We start from the raw sequence: 16,317 nt of genomic DNA, 5'->3' as shown, positions 1-16,317 counted from the left end.
ATCGAGAGAGTGATTGAACATGAAAGCCTATAAGTCATCGGCTGTCCAGCCTCAGATGTTTCAATTCGTGGATATGGATGAACTCGTGCCGAAAAAGCACATCCTGCGTCAAATCAACGAGGCGCTTGATTTATCCATCGTCTATGATTGGGTAGCGCCGCTATATACGGAACGCACCGGTCGCCCGGCGGCTGACCCGGTTTGGGAAAAAGCGATCTCGAACTGGTATGTCGGCATGCCAAAAAACGAAATCCGTGATGACAGAGGCGTTGTCACGCCTACTCATTTCAGCGCTGGCTGAGTTGTTTTACTCGTTTTGCATGTCCATCAGACGGCTACAACTGCACTAATTCACCGGACTTTTAGAAGGAGTTCATATTAAAGTCAAAAATTTATCTTCAACGAACGGCGTATCTGGCGCTGGTAACGCATACCCGTAGATGAAGCGAAAGCAAAGGCTCCCTGAATAAGGGAGCCTTTGCTCATTGACGCTGACTTGCCTATAGATGAGTATCGTCATTTCGCACTTGGCGTGAAGAAGTTTTGCGTATAATAAGCTTGATATGGTCCGCCGAAGGAGACTCCGACGCCAAGGCGCTCGAAATCGCCTAAAATGTTTTTGCGGTGCCCGCTTGAATTCATCCAGTTCTCGTGGGCGAAGATGGCGCTTGTTTGTCCGGCGGCAATATTTTCTCCGGCCGTCTTGTAAGTGATGCCGTCTTGCTTCATCCGATCGAACGGGGATTGGCCATCGGGATTATCATGCGAGAAGAAGCTGCGCTTCATCATATCGGCGCTATGCTTGCGTGCCGTACCCGCAATTTTGTCGTTCCACTCGAGCGGTTTTTTTCCTTCGCGCACCCGGACGGCATTGGTCAAATCCAGCACTTCGCGCTCAAAGCTTTCCCGCAAACGTTCGCTCGGCTTGCCGTAAAAGCCATTGAAGGATAACTCGATACTCTGATCGATGAGCTGGATCGAGGTGACCGTATTTTTCCGGCTCAGATCGTAAAACAGAGTGGCATACACGCCGCCGACCTGATGCATGCTGTATTCTCCGCCGTTGTTCTTGAACTTATAGATCGTATTTCCTTTTTTGAGACTGGCGAGCGGGGAACCGTAAGCAGCTTCTGCTTCTTGCCTCGTCGATCCGAACCCGATTCCGCTGGCGGACGTCCAGTCCTGCGCGTTCGTATACAGGGCAACCACTTTGCCGTGCTGCACGCCGACCTGGATATAGCGTTGATAATTCTGATTGTATATGTACCATTCGAAATTGTATTCGCTCAAATCTTTGCGGGCGGGTTCTCCGAGAATTCCGATCAACTCCGGTTCGCTCATCCCGATGGAGATGCCTTGCAGCTTGAATTCCGTGCCGCTAATCGTGCTGCTGGCTCCCGCGGCAACTTGAGTGGTGCGCAGCGCCCCGTCCGCTTCCGCGTAAGCGAGTGGAGGGGGCAGGAACAGCCCGATAGCCATTACAGCGCAGAGGAGTGCGGATACATGCCGTCTCGCTGTTCGTCTACGTTGTCTTACTATTGCTGAGTTATGGTTGTGTTCGGTCGTATTTCGATATGTACCCATAGCTATCTCCCCATTCTATAACGAATTGGATCTGCGCTAGAATGAGATGATAGACGGAGGCGCTCATGCAATCAAAAAAGCGCCACCCTAAAGGCGGCGCCAAAAAGACGCAACAACTGTCGCAATTAGGGCAACCCGGCTATCATCGCATGCGTGCATGCATTAGACCCGTGGCTTTGCGTCCCCTGCTTTCGCTAGGGTTTGCCATTATCGATTTTCAGCGTATCTATTATATGTTCATTCTATCACCTTTTAGATGGAACGTACATACAATTTATCCTATTTTGTTGCTGAAAATATAAGATTGTCGAATGAAAGACCCTTTGCTCGATTTCAAAACGGAAAAAAGAGCGGCAGCAGCGCCACCATGGCAATGCCAAGCAGCAGCTGAAGCGGCAATCCGACCCGGATATAGTCCATGAAGGAATATTTGCCGGCCGACATGACCAACGCGTTGGGCGGGGTCGAGAACGGGACGGCGAAGCACATGCTGGCCGCGATCGCGACGGCGAACAGGTACGGATGCGGGTTGACGCCCAACTGCATCGCGGCTGTCATCGCGATCGGAGCGACCAGGACCGCGCAGGCGGTGTTGCTGATGAAGAGCGTCAGAATCGACGTCGTAAAATAGATGCCCGCGAGCAGGGCGAACGGACCGATATTCCCGAGGCTCAGCACGAGCTTCTGCGAGAGCAAGGCTGCCGCGCCCGTCTTCTCGATCGCGGTGGACATCGGAATCATGCCGCCAATGAGGACGATGCTCTCCCAGTTGATCGTCTTGTAGGCGGACTCCATACCGCGAAGACACCCCGTGGCAACCATAAGGACGGCCGCGATCATGACGGAGATGACGGCCGGAAATATCTCCAGGATGAGCAGCGCGATCATGAACAGCATAATTCCGGCCGCGATCGGCGCTTTATGGTTCATAGGCATCGCGGCCGCCGTCTCCAGCGGCTGGCCGACGACCACCACATCCGACTCCTCCCGTGACAGCCGGGCGATGCTTTTCCATGTCCCCTGAACGAGCAGGGCGTCGCCGAACCGAATTTTCTCGTCTTTGAGCTGATGCAGCAAATACTCTCCTTTGCGTTGAATCGCCAATATATTGAGCTGATATTTCTCGCGGAATCCCGACTGCTTCACCTGCTGATTGAGCAGCGGGGAATTCGGCGGCAGCAGAACCTCGGCGATGCCGATTTGATCCGAAGCGTACCGCTCGGTATTCGTCTCGGCGGCTTGCTCGATCTCGGCGGCCTGATGGTCAAGCAGTTGAAGCCCGCACGCTTCGGCGAATGTTTGCACCCGCTCGAAAGGACCGTATACGTACAAAATATCTTTATCCTGTATGACGGTCGCCGGACCGGCTATCTCTTGATTGAGCGTCTTGAAGAACGGGTTCTTGTTCGATGTCCGGCGGCGAATCTCGATAATATGAACCTGATACCGGTTCGGGATATCGAGCTCCTGCAGCGATCGGGACACAATCGTCGCTGCGTCTCCGGCCTGCACGCGGTACAGGTTCTGGGACAGCCGATACTGGCGGGCAAGCTCGTGCAGCGATCGCCCGTTCCGCTTGCCGCGCCCTTCGCCTTCTCCCTTCGGAAGCAGCCTGCTTAGTATCAGCAGGAGAGCGGTGCCGATTAGGAGGCATACGATTCCGATCGGCGTGAAGGAGAAGAAGGACAGCTCATCGAACCCCGCTTGGGCAAGCGTCTCGCTGATGACCAGGTTGGGCGGCGTCCCGATTAAGGTCAGCATGCCGCCCATGCTGCTGGCGAACGCGATCGGCATCAACAGGCGTCCCGGGCTCATGTTGGCGCTGGCGGCCAGGCTGACGACGATGGGCAGCATGACGGCGACGGTGCCGGTATTGCTGACGAAGGCGCCGATCAGCGACGTGGCCAGGATAACGGTAATCAACAGGCGCGTCTCGCTGTGACCCGCGAGCTGAAGCATCTTGCCGCTGGCCTGCTTGGCGAGTCCCGTCTGGAAGATCCCGCCTCCCACGATGAACAAGCCGATCATCATAATGACGACGGAATTGGAGAAGCCGGATAACGCTTCGCTCGGCGTCAATATTCCGAGCAGGACAAGCAGGATAAGGGAGCAGATCGCGACCAAATCCGAGCGGATCTTCCCTGTCATAAAGAGAATGGCTGTCACGGCCAGGATGATCAGCGTAATGATGATGTCTGAATTCATGGGTACGGAATAAAACCCCTTTCTGTCATGCCGATGATAGTCTGGAAATCTCTTCGCTAATCATACTCTATAATACTTTCAAATCTCAGCATAAGGAATGAATTTTATGGAAAAATGTCATTTACAGAATAATGAAATAATGATACTATTAAGTATAAAAAAGGAAAAATAAATAAAATTACTCAAATGACGTCGAACGATGCCGAATCATTCGCTCGGTTGTCAGGAGGCAGACCGCAAGTTATGTCTATGGATGGGCAATGCAGAGCTTTGCGGACAGAGATTGACAAGAAAAATAGGAGAAGGGTAATACGCCGTAACAATCAGCCAGGCTCTGCCAATCGACGCATCATGTTATTTGAAAAAATTTTGTATATGCATCAAAAAAGCAGCGGAAACTCTGTCATTCGTTAACAGATGGCTCGAAAGCCTTACATTTGTACGATCGCGGAGCGGAATTGAAATGTAACGCCGAACAATTTCATAACGATACCAAGGTAAGTAGTCTTGAAGCAAGATAGCACGGCACTTCCCTGCTGGGAAGTGTCTTTTTATGGCTCAAATTGCAATCAAAAGTTGGGTTTCGACGGCATGATTAACTTTTTTTAACTAGGATGTAGAAGGGGCAATTGCTTATAATTGGAATTGTCAAATCATGTTGCTTGAGGGAGGGCAATGTTAAGGAATGGAAGAAGTGAATAAGGGCGGTTCCTGCGGAATGGTTGACGAGGAAGCGATCCTTCATCGAAATGATATGTCGTCTCCTGGCGGGGAATGGATAATGAGCAGGCTGGAGCTGGAAGAAGAGACGGATATAAACGATCTGATGCGCAAAATCGAACAGATCCGGGCGCGAATGGTCAGCCTGGCGATGGAAAATAATGATCTGCTGAATGAACGGGCAATCCGGGAGAGTCAGCGGCTGGATCAATACATTGTGCTCGTCCAGAAGGCGAGATACCGTCAGCCCGGCAAGCAGCAACGGGCGGGTGCGCTGCTTCAACAGTAAGCAGGATGAAGACAGAGTTGTCCTAGGAGAGAGCGGATGGCCGGACACCGGGTCAAACTGACTGACAGGAACGGAATTTATTCCGCTTGCAAGGCTGGATAGAAAATATTCGCTCATGGTACGATGGAAAGAGAAGGAAGGGATCGATACGATGGAGCGAATGCTTGTCATTAGCGATATTCATGGAGAACTGGAAAAGTTCGAGCGGCTGCTGGAGATGGCCTGCTATGACGCGAATCGCGATCAGCTTTTGCTGCTGGGCGATTATATTGACCGTGGCCCGCACTCAAGAGAAGTGCTCGCCAAGGTGCGGGGGCTGCATCAGTTGGGGGCGATCGTCCTGATGGGCAATCATGAGAAAATGATGCTCGACGCATACCGCAATAAGGAGAAGGCGGTCGAGCGCTGGTTCCGCAACGGGGCGAAGCAGACGCTGCTGAGCTACGGCTATGCGGAGGAAGAAGCAGAGGGGAGGCCGGCGGCTATCCGCTGGACCGATGAATTGCTGGATGTCATCTCATTCTTGGACAAGCTTCCCTACTATTATGAGACGGATGATTTTATATTCGTCCATGCCGGAGTGGAGCCGGGCATACCGTTGGCGGATTGCGATCCGCATAAGCTGGTCTGGATACGCGGGGAATTTCATGAAGGCTACAGAGGCCCGAAGACGGTCATATTCGGCCATTCCCCCGCGAAGCTGCTGCATGGTTCGGACGAGGTCTATTTTGGAACCAATTCGATTATCGGCATCGACGGCGGCTGCGTATACGGGGGACGGCTTAACTGCCTGGAGCTGCCATCCCGGCATATTTATTATATCGAGTAAGGAGGGGAGAGGGCATCAAGGCCTCCAGCGCGGCACGATGCGGCAAATCATTCAAGGCAATTTCTTAACTCTGAGGGAGTAGACTGAACAGAGGAGGGATAATTGATGACGGATTGGATACATGCCGGAACATGGGAAGAGCTTCAGGAGCAGGGAGCCAAGGTGATTAAGGGCGGCATTGCGGTGTTCGTGCATGCCGATGAAGTGTACGCCGTGGACAACCGCTGCCCGCATATGGGATTTCCGCTTCATATGGGCAGCCTGTGCGATGGCATTTTGACCTGCCATTGGCATCACGCCCGGTTCGACGTTTGCAGCGGCGGCACGCTGGACCCATGGGCTGACGATGTGCCTGTGCACCGGGTCAAGGTCGAGCAGGGTAGCGTATGGGTCGATCCGAGGCCCCAGGTTGCGAGCAGCGTGGAGAAGCAGCTAAGGCGCTTGCGGGAAGGGATGGAGCAGAACCTGTCCCTCGTGATCGGGAAGAGCGTCGTCGCGCTTGTCGAGTCGGGCGTGCCCGCGGCGGATATCGCCAGGGTGGGCGTCGAATTCGGGACGACATACCGTTCGGCGGGCTGGAGCTCTGGCCTGACCATTTTGGCGGCCATGGTGAACGTGCTGCCGAAGCTGGACAAATACGGGCGCATTCTTGCCCTGTATCACGGGCTTACCCGCGTGGCGCGCGACTGCGCCGGACAGCCGGCGCGCTTTCTGCAGCAGCCGCTGCCGGAGACGGAGCAGCAGGCGACAGAGCATCTGCCGGCCTGGTACCGGAGATGCATTGAAGTTCGCGACATCCGCGGCGCCGAGCGGGTGCTGGCCAGCGCGATTGCCAGCGGCATGGAGCCGAACGAGCTTATGTCGATGATGATGACGGCGGTTACCGATCACTTCTATATGGATGGGGGACATACGCTCGATTTCCATAACAAGGCGTTCGAAATCTTGCAGCATATCGGCAGCGATTCCGCTGTGCGCGTCCTCAGCTCGCTCGTGCCGCTGCCGGCCCGCGCCACCCGCAGCGAGGAGCTGCAGCATTGGCAATCGCCGGTCAATCTGGTCGATCCGCTGCGGGAAGCCTTCCGGGAGCTGGAGAGCATGACCTGGTCCCCCGTGGAGACGCTCGCTTCGACCGAGGACGCGCAGCAGCCGGCCGAAGAGGAACAGCAGCTTCTCGACTTGCTTCTTGGCAACCAGCCGCTGCAGACGATCGAGGCGCTCACGAATGCGCTGCGCTCCGGACGTTCTCCCGTCCGGCTGGCCCAACTCGTCGCTCTTGCTGCGGCGGAGCGGATCACCCGCTTCCATACCCAGAACGAGTTCGGGGATTGGATTACGGTGCTCCATACGTTCACGCACGCCCATGCCGTCCATGAGACGCTGCGGCGGAGCGCCAACGTCTTCACGGTGCGCGCCATTTATTACGCTGCCGTCACCGTATACCTGGATCGCTTCCTTAACGTCCCGGCCGCCCGCCGGCCGAGCGGCAAGCACGCGGAAGCGAATCCGAATTCCACCGACCCGAGTTGGCTGCTCAAACTGCTGGATCGGCAGCAGCAGGTGGCGGAAGCCGGCGAGTGGCTGGCCCAGTATTTGCGCCAGGAAGGGGATATCGATGCCTTGTTCAATACGCTCGGCCATGCTCTATTGAGGGAGGACGCGGAGTTCCATTCGTATCAGATGTATGAGGCGGCCAGCGCGGAGTATGACCGCTGGGGCGCCGAGAGCGGCCCGCTGGCTGCACGGGCGAAGGAGACGATGCTGCTTGCCTTGACGCGTTATTTGGCCGCTCATTCGCCGACAGCGCGGGAGCTGCCGCATACGGCGCGCATCGCGTGGCGGCTGCACCGGGGAGAGAAGCTGTTCGAAGAATAGCGGGAACGGAACGTGGAGACGACAGGCTCGTCTTATGAAGAAGAATAAATAGCGAGGCGTGGAAGCGGCTTGCCGCTGGCAGCAGGGGGCAGCCGTTTTCACGCTTTTTACTATGGATGCAGAGGCTGATATCCGGTCGAAGTTCGGCTTCGTCTGCGGGATAACATCGATTCACAGCCGAATTGCTGCAACTTCCAGTTGACAGCGGGAAGAGCCCCATACTATACTGCCTAAGTGGTACTGAAAAATATTTTATAGTTCCAACATTACCATGGGGAATTTCAAGAGATCGGGAAATTCGAGACGGCCATGGCCATATGGAAAAAGGAGTGAGCATTGCATCATGCATTGGGTATATTTGTGCTTCGCCATCGCCCTGGAGGTTGCCGGCACCGTGTCGATGAAGCTGTCGCAAGGGTTTACCAGGCTGTGGCCTTCCGTGTTGATGATTGTGTTTTATATCCTCGCGTTCTCGAGCTTGAATTTATCATTGAAGCAGGTGCCGGTCAGCGTCGCCTACGCGATTTGGTCGGGGCTCGGCACGGCCGCGATCGCGGTCATCGGCTATCTCGTGTTCCAGGAGTCGATGTCCTTGATGAAAGGCGTCTCGATTCTGCTCATTATACTGGGCGTCATCGGGCTCAATGTGGGAGGGCAGGAGAAGCCGTCCGAAAGCGCGGTTCACGAGGGCAGCCAGGCTGTGGTCCATTCCGGCTCCGCCTTCGACGGAGATCGCGCCCGCACAGGAGAATAACGGAACGCTTTAGCGTCTCATCCGGCTGCATGCGACAGCACGGGTGAGACGTTTCTTCTCCTGGCGTACCTGTGTGCATGCCAACCGCTGCCCCGCATGGCGGTCCGCGGCTTAGATTCTCCCCGTGATTTCTCCGCAAATTTTCCAATGAACAATCCCGGCTTCCCTGACAACTTCTCTCAACAAGTCACCATTGTGTTAGCAGAAGGTCACCATCTTGGTCAACGGCGAGTTCCAAAATCGCCGTGCTTGAAGAGCAGCCCCGGTAGGGCGCAGTCGGCCTTTCGTTGGCCCAGGATCCAATGGGCTGTCCCTCGCGTGACGAGGATTTCAACGGCATCAACATTTGACGAATGTAGTGGTTCTACGTATCTCTGGCAGGTTACAATAGGAAGTAATGCTTACATAATTGGATAGGGAAGGGACGGCGATATGAAATGAAAATATTGATTGTAGGGGCGAGCGGCACGATCGGCCGGGCTGTCGCGGCGGAGCTGGAAGCCCGTTATAATATCATCCGCGCGGGGAGACAAGGGCCGGATGTGCAAGTGGATATCACCGACCCGGGCAGCATTCGGGGGATGTATGAGGCGACGGGCGAAGTGGATGCGGTCGTCAGCGCGACCGGAAGCGCGTATTTCGGACCGCTGGCGGACATGACGCCCGAACAGAACGAGCTGTCGATCGGGAGCAAGCTCAAGGGACAGGTGAATCTGGTGCTGCTCGGTCACCGCTATGTTCGCGATCGAGGCAGCTTCACCTTGACGACCGGCATCATGATGGACGATCCGATTCTTCAAGGGGCCTCGGCCGCCATGGCCAACGGGGGCGTCAAAGCGTTCGTCAAGGCGGCGGCGATCGAAATGCCGCGGGGCATCCGCATCAACAGCGTCAGCCCGAATGTGCTGCAGGAATCCATGGATGTCTATGGCGCGTTCTTCCCCGGCTTCGATCCCGTTCCCGTGCGGCGGGTCGCGCTGGCGTATCGCAAGAGCGAGGAAGGCGCGCAGACGGGACAAAGCTATGAGGTCTATTGACCGCGGCGCCGCTCAAGAGAGAGGAGCTTGCATATATGCAAGCTCCTCTCTCTTGAGTTATGGAATTCCGGTCGCTAGTATGGGTTGACGGACCTTCCGGGATTCGGATGGTCTACGGGCAGAAGACGACTCAGATTTCCATCGGCACTCTGCTTGCCGCAACATGGAACGCCGGGTTGGTTGATCACTCCCGGCGTGCGGAAACGCCAAGGGGTATTCTTTGGATTAATCATTGACTATGGCAAGTGAATATATTAAGAATAGTTTGGTGAAAGTGAAAGCTAAACTCCTTTTAACCGATGAAAGGATTATGAGAAATAATAGAAAAAGAGAGGGAACCAGATTGAAAAACGAGGACAGGCAATCGGCTACCCGTCGTGGATCCGGGAAGCAGAACAACGAGATTAACAAGGTTTTTGATGGAGGTCTACAATGAAACGATTGATGGCAGCGCTGTTAAGCTTAGTGTTAATCCTTACGGCTCATTCAGGTTCGGTGCAAGCCAAGGGGAATGACATAAGTGCCGTTAGCGAACAGGAATATACACGTATCGGCGAGGATTTCGACATTCTTGATGGGAATATACTTCTGTCAAAAAAAGACGGAACGGTATGGTATTGGGACTTCTCTGGTTATCCCCTCCATGCTTCCGATCCATTCTATAAAGCCAGGCTGAAGCAAATTCCGGGCTTGCAGGATGTGAAACAGTTCTCGTTCAAGGGCAGGGACGGGGAAAGTAAATTTATGATGAACTATGCTGCGCTAAAAAAAAGACGGAACCGTATGGTATTGGGATTCTAGGAACAACACCTATCTTATAGATAGTTCTAGGACTACTCCGAAGCCTATCAAAGATTTAAATCACGTAACTTCACTCGTCGCCGATTATTCCAGCAGATTCCAAAAATTTAAGACCTTGTATGTATTAAAATCAGACGGTTCGGTATGGCAATGGGAGGCATACATGTACTGGCCGCAAAACCAATTTAATAACGAAGGTCCAAAGTAGATCAAAGGGCTTGTAGATATCGTCAACATAGGGATGGGCGGTTTGACAAACTATGCCTATAAGAAAGATGGCACGGTCTGGTCTTGGCCAATGTATGAACCCGAAAGTATACCAATCCGATTACATAAAGCAACAGGCGTGCGAGGTATTGTTCAATTTAGCTCACAGCCGACAGATTCGAATATCGATACTACTTATGCTTTGGGAAAGGACGATAAGCTCTGGTCAATAGGCAACGGTAAAGTGTTCCCCGGGCTTTCGAATATCGCTTCCGTACACCATAAGGACAAGGGTATACAAAAGGGGAAATATGTATTTAAAAATTATATATTGAAAAAGGATCAGACCTTGTGGGCGTGGGAAGATAGTGTTTCTGCCTTGCCGAAGCTTGTTGTGTTCACGAAAGAATCGGCATCTGGCAATCGCTCTGGAAAAGGAAACAAATCAACTGGCGATTATTCAGGGACAGCAGACAAAGCAACTAGCGATCGTTCTGGGACAGCAAACAAACCAACTGGCAATCGTTATGGGTCAACAGACAAACCAACTCGTGATCGTCTTGAGACAAAAACTCAACCTGTGATACGTACTTTACCGGAAATCAGCCTTTATCCGTTTATCACGATACTGCAGCCTGGCGAACAACAGTCCATTGCCGCAAACAATGTGCTTCCCGGAACCATAATAACGTACACTATTGACGATCCAAGCATAGGAAGCTTAGCGAACGTGAATGGCATACCGGTCGTAAAAGCGAATAAATCCGGACAAACCATTGTACGGGCAACCGCAACCAGAGCCGGCTTTCCGGACGAGACCGCCTACTTTTTGTTTTATGTCGTTGACGGCAGCATGTTGCCCGATACGTATTTCACTGCTATCCGGTCGGTTCCTGACGCTGACAAGCAGAACCCGCTTATTGTGGAAGAGCTGACGCAAGCGGGAGAGCTTGTGATCACGGCCGCTAGCAGCGAACAGCCGACTCCTGTTAACGGCCAGCTCGTCATAACGACCGAGTTGATTGATAGCTGGCAATGCGTCAAAGGCAAAGTCAGCGGTACAGCAGACGCTATCGGAGAACAAGATTGCGCTTGCGAGAGAGCTAATCGTAAATGCGGAAATTCTGTCTTTGCCCGAACAAAATGAATATATGTTCAAGCTGGATAAGAATGGATTAGTCGGCCGGAAAGATGTCGACTATATTACTGTTCATGCGGGGGATGCCAAACTGGTGCTGAATGTTGAGACCGCAGCTCGCCTGTTCCATTCGCTCCCGGTTATCGTGATTCGTCTGGTGAAAGAGAGTAACGGCGGATATCGCGTACAATTTATAGATGAACAAGGGCAGGAGCTTTCGAACATATCAAGCAACATCCAGCTCATTCTGCCTGCGAATCAAGCTGATGCAACACATACCAGCGTATTCTTTACGAATGGAAGAAAAGCGCAGCCGATAGGCGGAAAGTTCAATCCGTACAAAAACGGCATGGAAGCGGAAATCAACCGTTCCGGAACGTATTTCGTGGACGAGAATTCCACATCGTTCCCTGATGTTGACGATCGAGATCCGGAATTAAAGCAAGCGGTACAATTTCTGGGCTCCAAAGGAATCGTTAAAGGGAAAGACAATGGCAATTTTGAACCGGATTCCCTGCTCACCCGTGCAGAGTTCACGGCCATGCTTGTAAGAGCTTTTTACGCATTGGATGAAACGGCGACGGAGAGTTTTTCAGACGTGCATCCGCCGCAATGGCATCATCCATATATCGCTTCATCCGAAAAAAAGCATATCGTCCAAGGTTATCCCGATGGCACGTTTAAGCCGGATCATACGATATCCCGGACCCTACGAATCCGGAGGATTACCTGAACCAATTCGTGGACAAAGAAACGATATCCAATTGGGCCAAGCCAACCATGTCCTTGGCTGTGAAGCAGCGCTTGATCGATGTTCCTGCCGATAAACGGATTAAAGCCCGCGAGGCGGTCACGCGCGGGGAAGCTGCCCGAATGCTGTACCGGCTTTATTTGCAGCTTTGACCGCTGCCGCTGCACAGAACAGGAAAAAGATCGCCCCCCACCTGGCCAGAAAGGCCAGGTAGGGGGCGATTTACATTTTATAGGGAGACGCGGATTATTTCAGCGTCCACAACGCGGGAACGTTCGGCGGCTCCCATCCGTTCAGCGAAGTATGCGGCTGTCTGCACTCATAGACCGAACCGTTATAGGTCACCTGATCGCCAACCGCATAGGAGGTATTCGGGGCCCAGGCGGCAACGGCCGGGCCGTCGGCGGTCTTCGCCGTTACGGCATTGCTGTCCGCGGAAACATTGCCGGCGGCGTCCACCGCTCGCACCGAGAACGTATAGGAGGTGTTCGAGGTAAGCCCGCTCAACGTATAGCTCAACGTGGAGCCGGAGACGGAGGCAGCCAATGAGCTGCCGTTGTAAATGCGGTAGCCCGTCACGCCTGCGTTATCCGTAGAGGCCTTCCATGAGAGCGACACGCTCGTGGCGGTCGTTCCCGTAACGGCAAGGCCGGTCGGCGCCGTTGGCGGCTCGGTGTCGCCAGGATTGGTGCCGCTGAAGTTGACGTCGATGACATTATAGAAGGCGTTGGCCGTGTCCGCAATCTCCCAGACGGCGAGGATGACGTGGTAGCCCGTGCGCTCCGGAACATTGCATGTATCCGAGTAGGTGTACGGCGGGCGCGCTCCCTTATAGTCCACGGAGCAGAATGGAGTCAGCACGAATGAATCGCGGGTAAGCGCGGCATTCGGGTTCCAGCCGGGCTTCGTAATGTAGTATTTCCAGCTGGACGTCGCATGGGGCGCAGTCAATTTCCAGTTGAACGTATTTTGTCCGCTCGAAATGTTGACCTTGGCCCAACGGGTAGCCGATTGCTCGTCAAGCTTCGGGAAAGCGCCGTTGGCACTGGCGATCTTGCCGTCGGCAGGCCCTGCGTTCGGGAAGCCCTTCGGAGCTTCCAGACTTTGCGGCTCCCAAATGATCGCTCCGCAATCCTTGTTCTGGCCGGATTTGCACAAGGCGGCCCGGCTCGCCGGTCCTTCGACATAGCCGTGCCCGAATGCTTTATCGGCGAACAGCACCATACAGACGACGGCGGCCAGCATGACTCCGCAGGAGAGAAGCAGCTTGGACAGGAATGGATTCGACAGACGAAGCTGATTCATACGATTTCCTCCTTTAATTTTTGGATTGGATCACGTCATTTCGCAATAGTTGAACCCCTTTAACTTTATTACGCACCCTCCTTCCTTAGTAGATTGCCAGTACGCTCAAGACGATCCGACGGGAGACTGGGCATACCCTCCTTTCTATGGAATGTTGTTATATAAACTCTATGATAATAGAGCTTATACCCAATGGCGGCACACAGAAGAAAAGCGAACAACGGAATATGCCAAAACGGCAAACGGCGAAGCGGTGAATAGGTAAAGCGGGTGAAAGACTTCGAAACGGAAGATAGAACGAGGTAGAAAAATAAGGAAAATTGTTTGTCTCTATCATATAGGAAAAAGAAGAACGTGTGTGAATTGAATGTTTTTTTACAATTTCGCGGGCTATAATTTTTATTAATTAAACCGCATTAATATTTAGCCTGATTCAGACCGGAGTGCCGTCCCGGAACCGCAATACTACGTATACGCTGGGCAAATTGCCTCTTAGAACCTCAAAATTGATCCGATCTTCCTAAATGGATAGCCAGAATTGGAGGATTTCGTTATAATAATGAGAATGATTATCATTATAATTGAAGAGCGGAGGCGCACCATATGAACGGGACAGACTTTCATCTCAATTTCAACCGCTTTTTCGATGAGCTCAGGCTGACGAGCCAGAGCGGGGCCCATGCCGCGCAGATGGAGCTGCCGATGTCCGCTGGCGAAGGGGGAATCCGGCGCTTCCTCCCTCGCCACGATATGGAAGTCGTTTTATCGGAGTATGAGCTGCATCGCGATTGCGTGCTGTCTCTCGCTGCGGAAGCGCCTATGGTCGAGCTGAGTTACACGGTACAAGGGGGGCGCGGCATTCGGGTCGACGGCGAGGAATACAGCATGATGCCGGAGATGTGCTCGCTCCAATTCATCAATCAGGCAGATTAGTGCTTCGAATTCGGCGGGAAGGAAGCATTCACGATGATAAGCATCGGTATTCCCGTGACCAGCTTTCATCATTTCATGGAAGCGGCGGATGGAACGAGAAGCGTCGATTTTGCGCAAATTATGGGTTGGCGATCGTTCCGGAGCTTCCAGGAGACGACGCTTCCTGCCGCCACGGTCATCCTGAATCGGCTAATGGAATATGCCCGGAACGGCAAAGCGACAAATATCGAGATCGAATGCAGCGTATTGGAGCTGCTGTCGATGTCCTTCCGATCCTTCCTGGCGGATGGTCTGCCGGGACGCTCCAAGCTAAGCCGAACCGATATGTTGAAAATCCGGGAAGCGCGGGACATCCTGCTGGAGCGGATGGCGGAGCCGCCGTCGCTGCTCGGGCTGTCCCGGCTGATCGGGCTGAACGACTACAAACTGAAGACCGGCTTCAAGGAAATGTACGGCGCGACCGTATACGGTTACCTCCGGGAGCAGCGGCTGGAGAAGGCCTACCGCCTGTTGACGGAAGGGAATATGAATGTCATCGATGTCTCCTGCGCGGTGGGCTATTCGAACTCCAGCTATTTCGCGGAAGCGTTCCGCACGAAATACGGCATCAATCCGGGCAGCCTGGTCCGGCGGTCTTCGGCCAGCCTTAGCCATGACCACTAGCTCATTGGAGAAAGCCTGCCGCATCCTTGTCGCCCGGAGCGCCGAAGCTTGCCTGTCCGGATCCGTGCAACCAGCGAATGAATCCGGCTGGTGGTAGCCTGCCGCCTCTCCCCGATCGTATCATGGTACCGTTGAGAACGAATCTCAATGGCGTTGTACAGCCGCATCGGCGGCTGGCACGGCCCTCGCTGTCCATGGCTTGCGGCGGGCCAATGCAGCGGCAAGGGCAGGAAAGGGGAGGCATGCTTGTGAAATTCAGAATGGGCATTATGTTTCTTATTGTATTGTGCGGGATGATCTCTATCGCCGCGTTCAATCCGATTATCGGGCCGCTGTCCCGCCATCTGGGGCTGAGCGAGCTTCAATCCGGCTGTCTCGTCTCCATCACGGGCTTGACCTGGCTGCTTGGAGGGTACTTCTGGGAGAGAATGACCTTCATGAGCAGGAAAAAGATGCTGGCAACGATCATGGTCATCTACGTCGCGACGCTGGTGGTGTTCGCTCAGCTTGCGGACTACGCGGAGGCGCATTTTAACGGCGCCGCGAGCGCCGGGCTGTTCTGGACGCTATTGCTGCTGCGTACGGCGGCTGGCTTCTTCTTCGGCGGCATTCCGGCCATGGCGCAGGCGTATGTGATGGGCTGGACGACGCCGGAGACGCGCACGCGGGGCATGGCCCTGTTCGGAGCGGCCAACGGGCTCGGCTTCGTGCTTGGTCCCGCGATGAGCGGAGGCTTGGCGGTGATCGGCCTTACGGCGCCGATGTATGGCGCCGCCACGCAGCTTATCGGTCTAGGCCTGGCCGTCTCCGGCGTCATGGTGGTCGCTTCGCAGATTGTCATCAGCAAATATTTGAAATGGCATCCATCGCGGGTGCTGCGGGTCGGGCTGCTCTTCGTCACGATTGGTCTGCTGGGCCTGCTGACGCTGCTGCGCTTCGCATATCTCGATTTCGCGGTCTTGGGCATCGGCATCGGCTTCACGCTGCTGGGGTACAGCGCCGGGGCTTCGATGGCCGTCCGGGATGAGGAGCAGCGGACCGTCGCTTCCTATATCGCGGCGCTTCAAGGCGGAGGCTCGTTTTTGGGGCCCGTTACCGGCACGGCACTATATACGGCTCATCTATCGCTGCCGTATTCGTTCTGCGTGCTGCTCATCGCCATCTCGGCCTTATTCGCCTTGAGAAGAAAGGGAGCCCCGCAAGCGGAAGCGGGCATGACGAACTAG

General features: G+C 54.2%; 15 protein-coding genes, 1 pseudogene and 1 riboswitch. Of the genes and pseudogenes, 13 read left to right on the top strand and 3 right to left on the bottom strand.

The window, feature by feature from the left end:
- Nucleotides 1–19: 19 nt before the first annotated feature.
- Nucleotides 20–199 (top strand): annotated as a pseudogene (locus ABD76_RS20355) (transposase); the annotation flags it as partial.
- A gap of 317 nt (nt 200–516) precedes the next feature.
- Here ABD76_RS20355 and ABD76_RS20350 read toward each other — a convergent pair.
- Together ABD76_RS20350 and ABD76_RS20345 are read right to left on the bottom strand one after the other, a co-directional pair.
- The gene (locus tag ABD76_RS20350) at nt 517–1,479 is read right to left on the bottom strand and encodes a CAP domain-containing protein (protein WP_197258963.1); all 963 of its coding nucleotides are present in this window, start codon (nt 1,477–1,479) and stop codon (nt 517–519) included.
- A 231-nt stretch (nt 1,480–1,710) separates the two neighbouring features.
- Nucleotides 1,711–1,800, bottom strand: a riboswitch (cyclic di-GMP riboswitch).
- A 117-nt stretch (nt 1,801–1,917) separates the two neighbouring features.
- Nucleotides 1,918–3,789, bottom strand: a complete 1,872-nt coding sequence (locus tag ABD76_RS20345) for an SLC13 family permease (RefSeq protein WP_197258962.1) — start codon at nt 3,787–3,789, stop codon at nt 1,918–1,920.
- Nucleotides 3,790–4,474: 685 nt separating this feature from the next.
- Here ABD76_RS20345 and ABD76_RS20340 point away from each other — a divergent pair.
- The 9 genes from ABD76_RS20340 (at nt 4,475) to ABD76_RS29685 (ending at nt 12,342) form a co-directional block, all read left to right on the top strand.
- Nucleotides 4,475–4,798 (top strand): aspartyl-phosphate phosphatase Spo0E family protein, encoded by a 324-nt coding sequence (locus ABD76_RS20340; protein ID WP_197258961.1) that lies wholly within the window; start codon nt 4,475–4,477, stop codon nt 4,796–4,798.
- Between the two features lie 151 nt (nt 4,799–4,949).
- The gene (locus tag ABD76_RS20335; RefSeq protein ID WP_197258966.1) at nt 4,950–5,627 is read left to right on the top strand and encodes a metallophosphoesterase family protein; all 678 of its coding nucleotides are present in this window, start codon (nt 4,950–4,952) and stop codon (nt 5,625–5,627) included.
- A 105-nt stretch (nt 5,628–5,732) separates the two neighbouring features.
- The gene (locus ABD76_RS20330) at nt 5,733–7,502 is read left to right on the top strand and encodes a Rieske (2Fe-2S) protein (protein ID WP_197258960.1); all 1,770 of its coding nucleotides are present in this window, start codon (nt 5,733–5,735) and stop codon (nt 7,500–7,502) included.
- A 343-nt stretch (nt 7,503–7,845) separates the two neighbouring features.
- The gene (locus ABD76_RS20325; RefSeq protein WP_197258959.1) at nt 7,846–8,256 is read left to right on the top strand and encodes a DMT family transporter; all 411 of its coding nucleotides are present in this window, start codon (nt 7,846–7,848) and stop codon (nt 8,254–8,256) included.
- 437 nt (nt 8,257–8,693) lie between these two features.
- Nucleotides 8,694–9,293: a short chain dehydrogenase gene (locus tag ABD76_RS20320; protein WP_197258958.1), complete on the top strand. Its 600-nt coding sequence runs from the start codon at nt 8,694–8,696 to the stop codon at nt 9,291–9,293.
- Between the two features lie 432 nt (nt 9,294–9,725).
- Nucleotides 9,726–10,094 (top strand): hypothetical protein, encoded by a 369-nt coding sequence (locus ABD76_RS29700; RefSeq protein ID WP_242069681.1) that lies wholly within the window; start codon nt 9,726–9,728, stop codon nt 10,092–10,094.
- 250 nt (nt 10,095–10,344) lie between these two features.
- Nucleotides 10,345–11,448 carry a hypothetical protein gene (locus ABD76_RS29695; protein WP_242069680.1) on the top strand — a complete coding sequence of 368 codons (1,104 nt, stop codon included), beginning with the start codon at nt 10,345–10,347 and terminating at the stop codon, nt 11,446–11,448.
- A complete protein-coding gene (locus ABD76_RS29690) occupies nt 11,432–12,172 on the top strand; it encodes an S-layer homology domain-containing protein (protein ID WP_242069679.1) in 741 nt (246 codons plus the stop codon). Before ABD76_RS29695 ends, ABD76_RS29690 begins: the two co-directional genes overlap by 17 nt.
- 8 nt (nt 12,173–12,180) lie before the next feature.
- Nucleotides 12,181–12,342, top strand: coding sequence for an S-layer homology domain-containing protein (locus ABD76_RS29685; protein WP_242069678.1), 162 nt, complete (start codon nt 12,181–12,183; stop codon nt 12,340–12,342).
- Between the two features lie 94 nt (nt 12,343–12,436).
- Here the strand turns inward: ABD76_RS29685 and ABD76_RS20310 are convergent, their stop codons facing one another.
- Complete coding sequence (locus ABD76_RS20310; protein ID WP_197258957.1) at nt 12,437–13,495, bottom strand: lytic polysaccharide monooxygenase; 1,059 nt, start codon at nt 13,493–13,495, stop codon at nt 12,437–12,439.
- A gap of 603 nt (nt 13,496–14,098) precedes the next feature.
- Between ABD76_RS20310 and ABD76_RS30495 the strand changes: the two genes are divergently transcribed.
- The 3 genes from ABD76_RS30495 to ABD76_RS20300 all read left to right on the top strand — a co-directional run bounded on the left by ABD76_RS30495 (nt 14,099) and on the right by ABD76_RS20300 (nt 16,317).
- A complete protein-coding gene (locus ABD76_RS30495) occupies nt 14,099–14,428 on the top strand; it encodes a hypothetical protein (protein ID WP_338125162.1) in 330 nt (109 codons plus the stop codon).
- A 33-nt stretch (nt 14,429–14,461) separates the two neighbouring features.
- Nucleotides 14,462–15,091: a helix-turn-helix transcriptional regulator gene (locus tag ABD76_RS30490; RefSeq protein ID WP_338125161.1), complete on the top strand. Its 630-nt coding sequence runs from the start codon at nt 14,462–14,464 to the stop codon at nt 15,089–15,091.
- Nucleotides 15,092–15,333: 242 nt separating this feature from the next.
- Nucleotides 15,334–16,317 carry an MFS transporter gene (locus ABD76_RS20300; RefSeq protein ID WP_197258956.1) on the top strand — a complete coding sequence of 328 codons (984 nt, stop codon included), beginning with the start codon at nt 15,334–15,336 and terminating at the stop codon, nt 16,315–16,317.

Source organism: Paenibacillus dendritiformis, assembly GCF_015845845.1.
Lineage (GTDB): Bacteria > Bacillota > Bacilli > Paenibacillales > Paenibacillaceae > Paenibacillus_B > Paenibacillus_B dendritiformis_C.
Note: the sequence above shows the minus strand (reverse complement) of the source record. Positions and strands in the feature narration are given on the sequence as shown.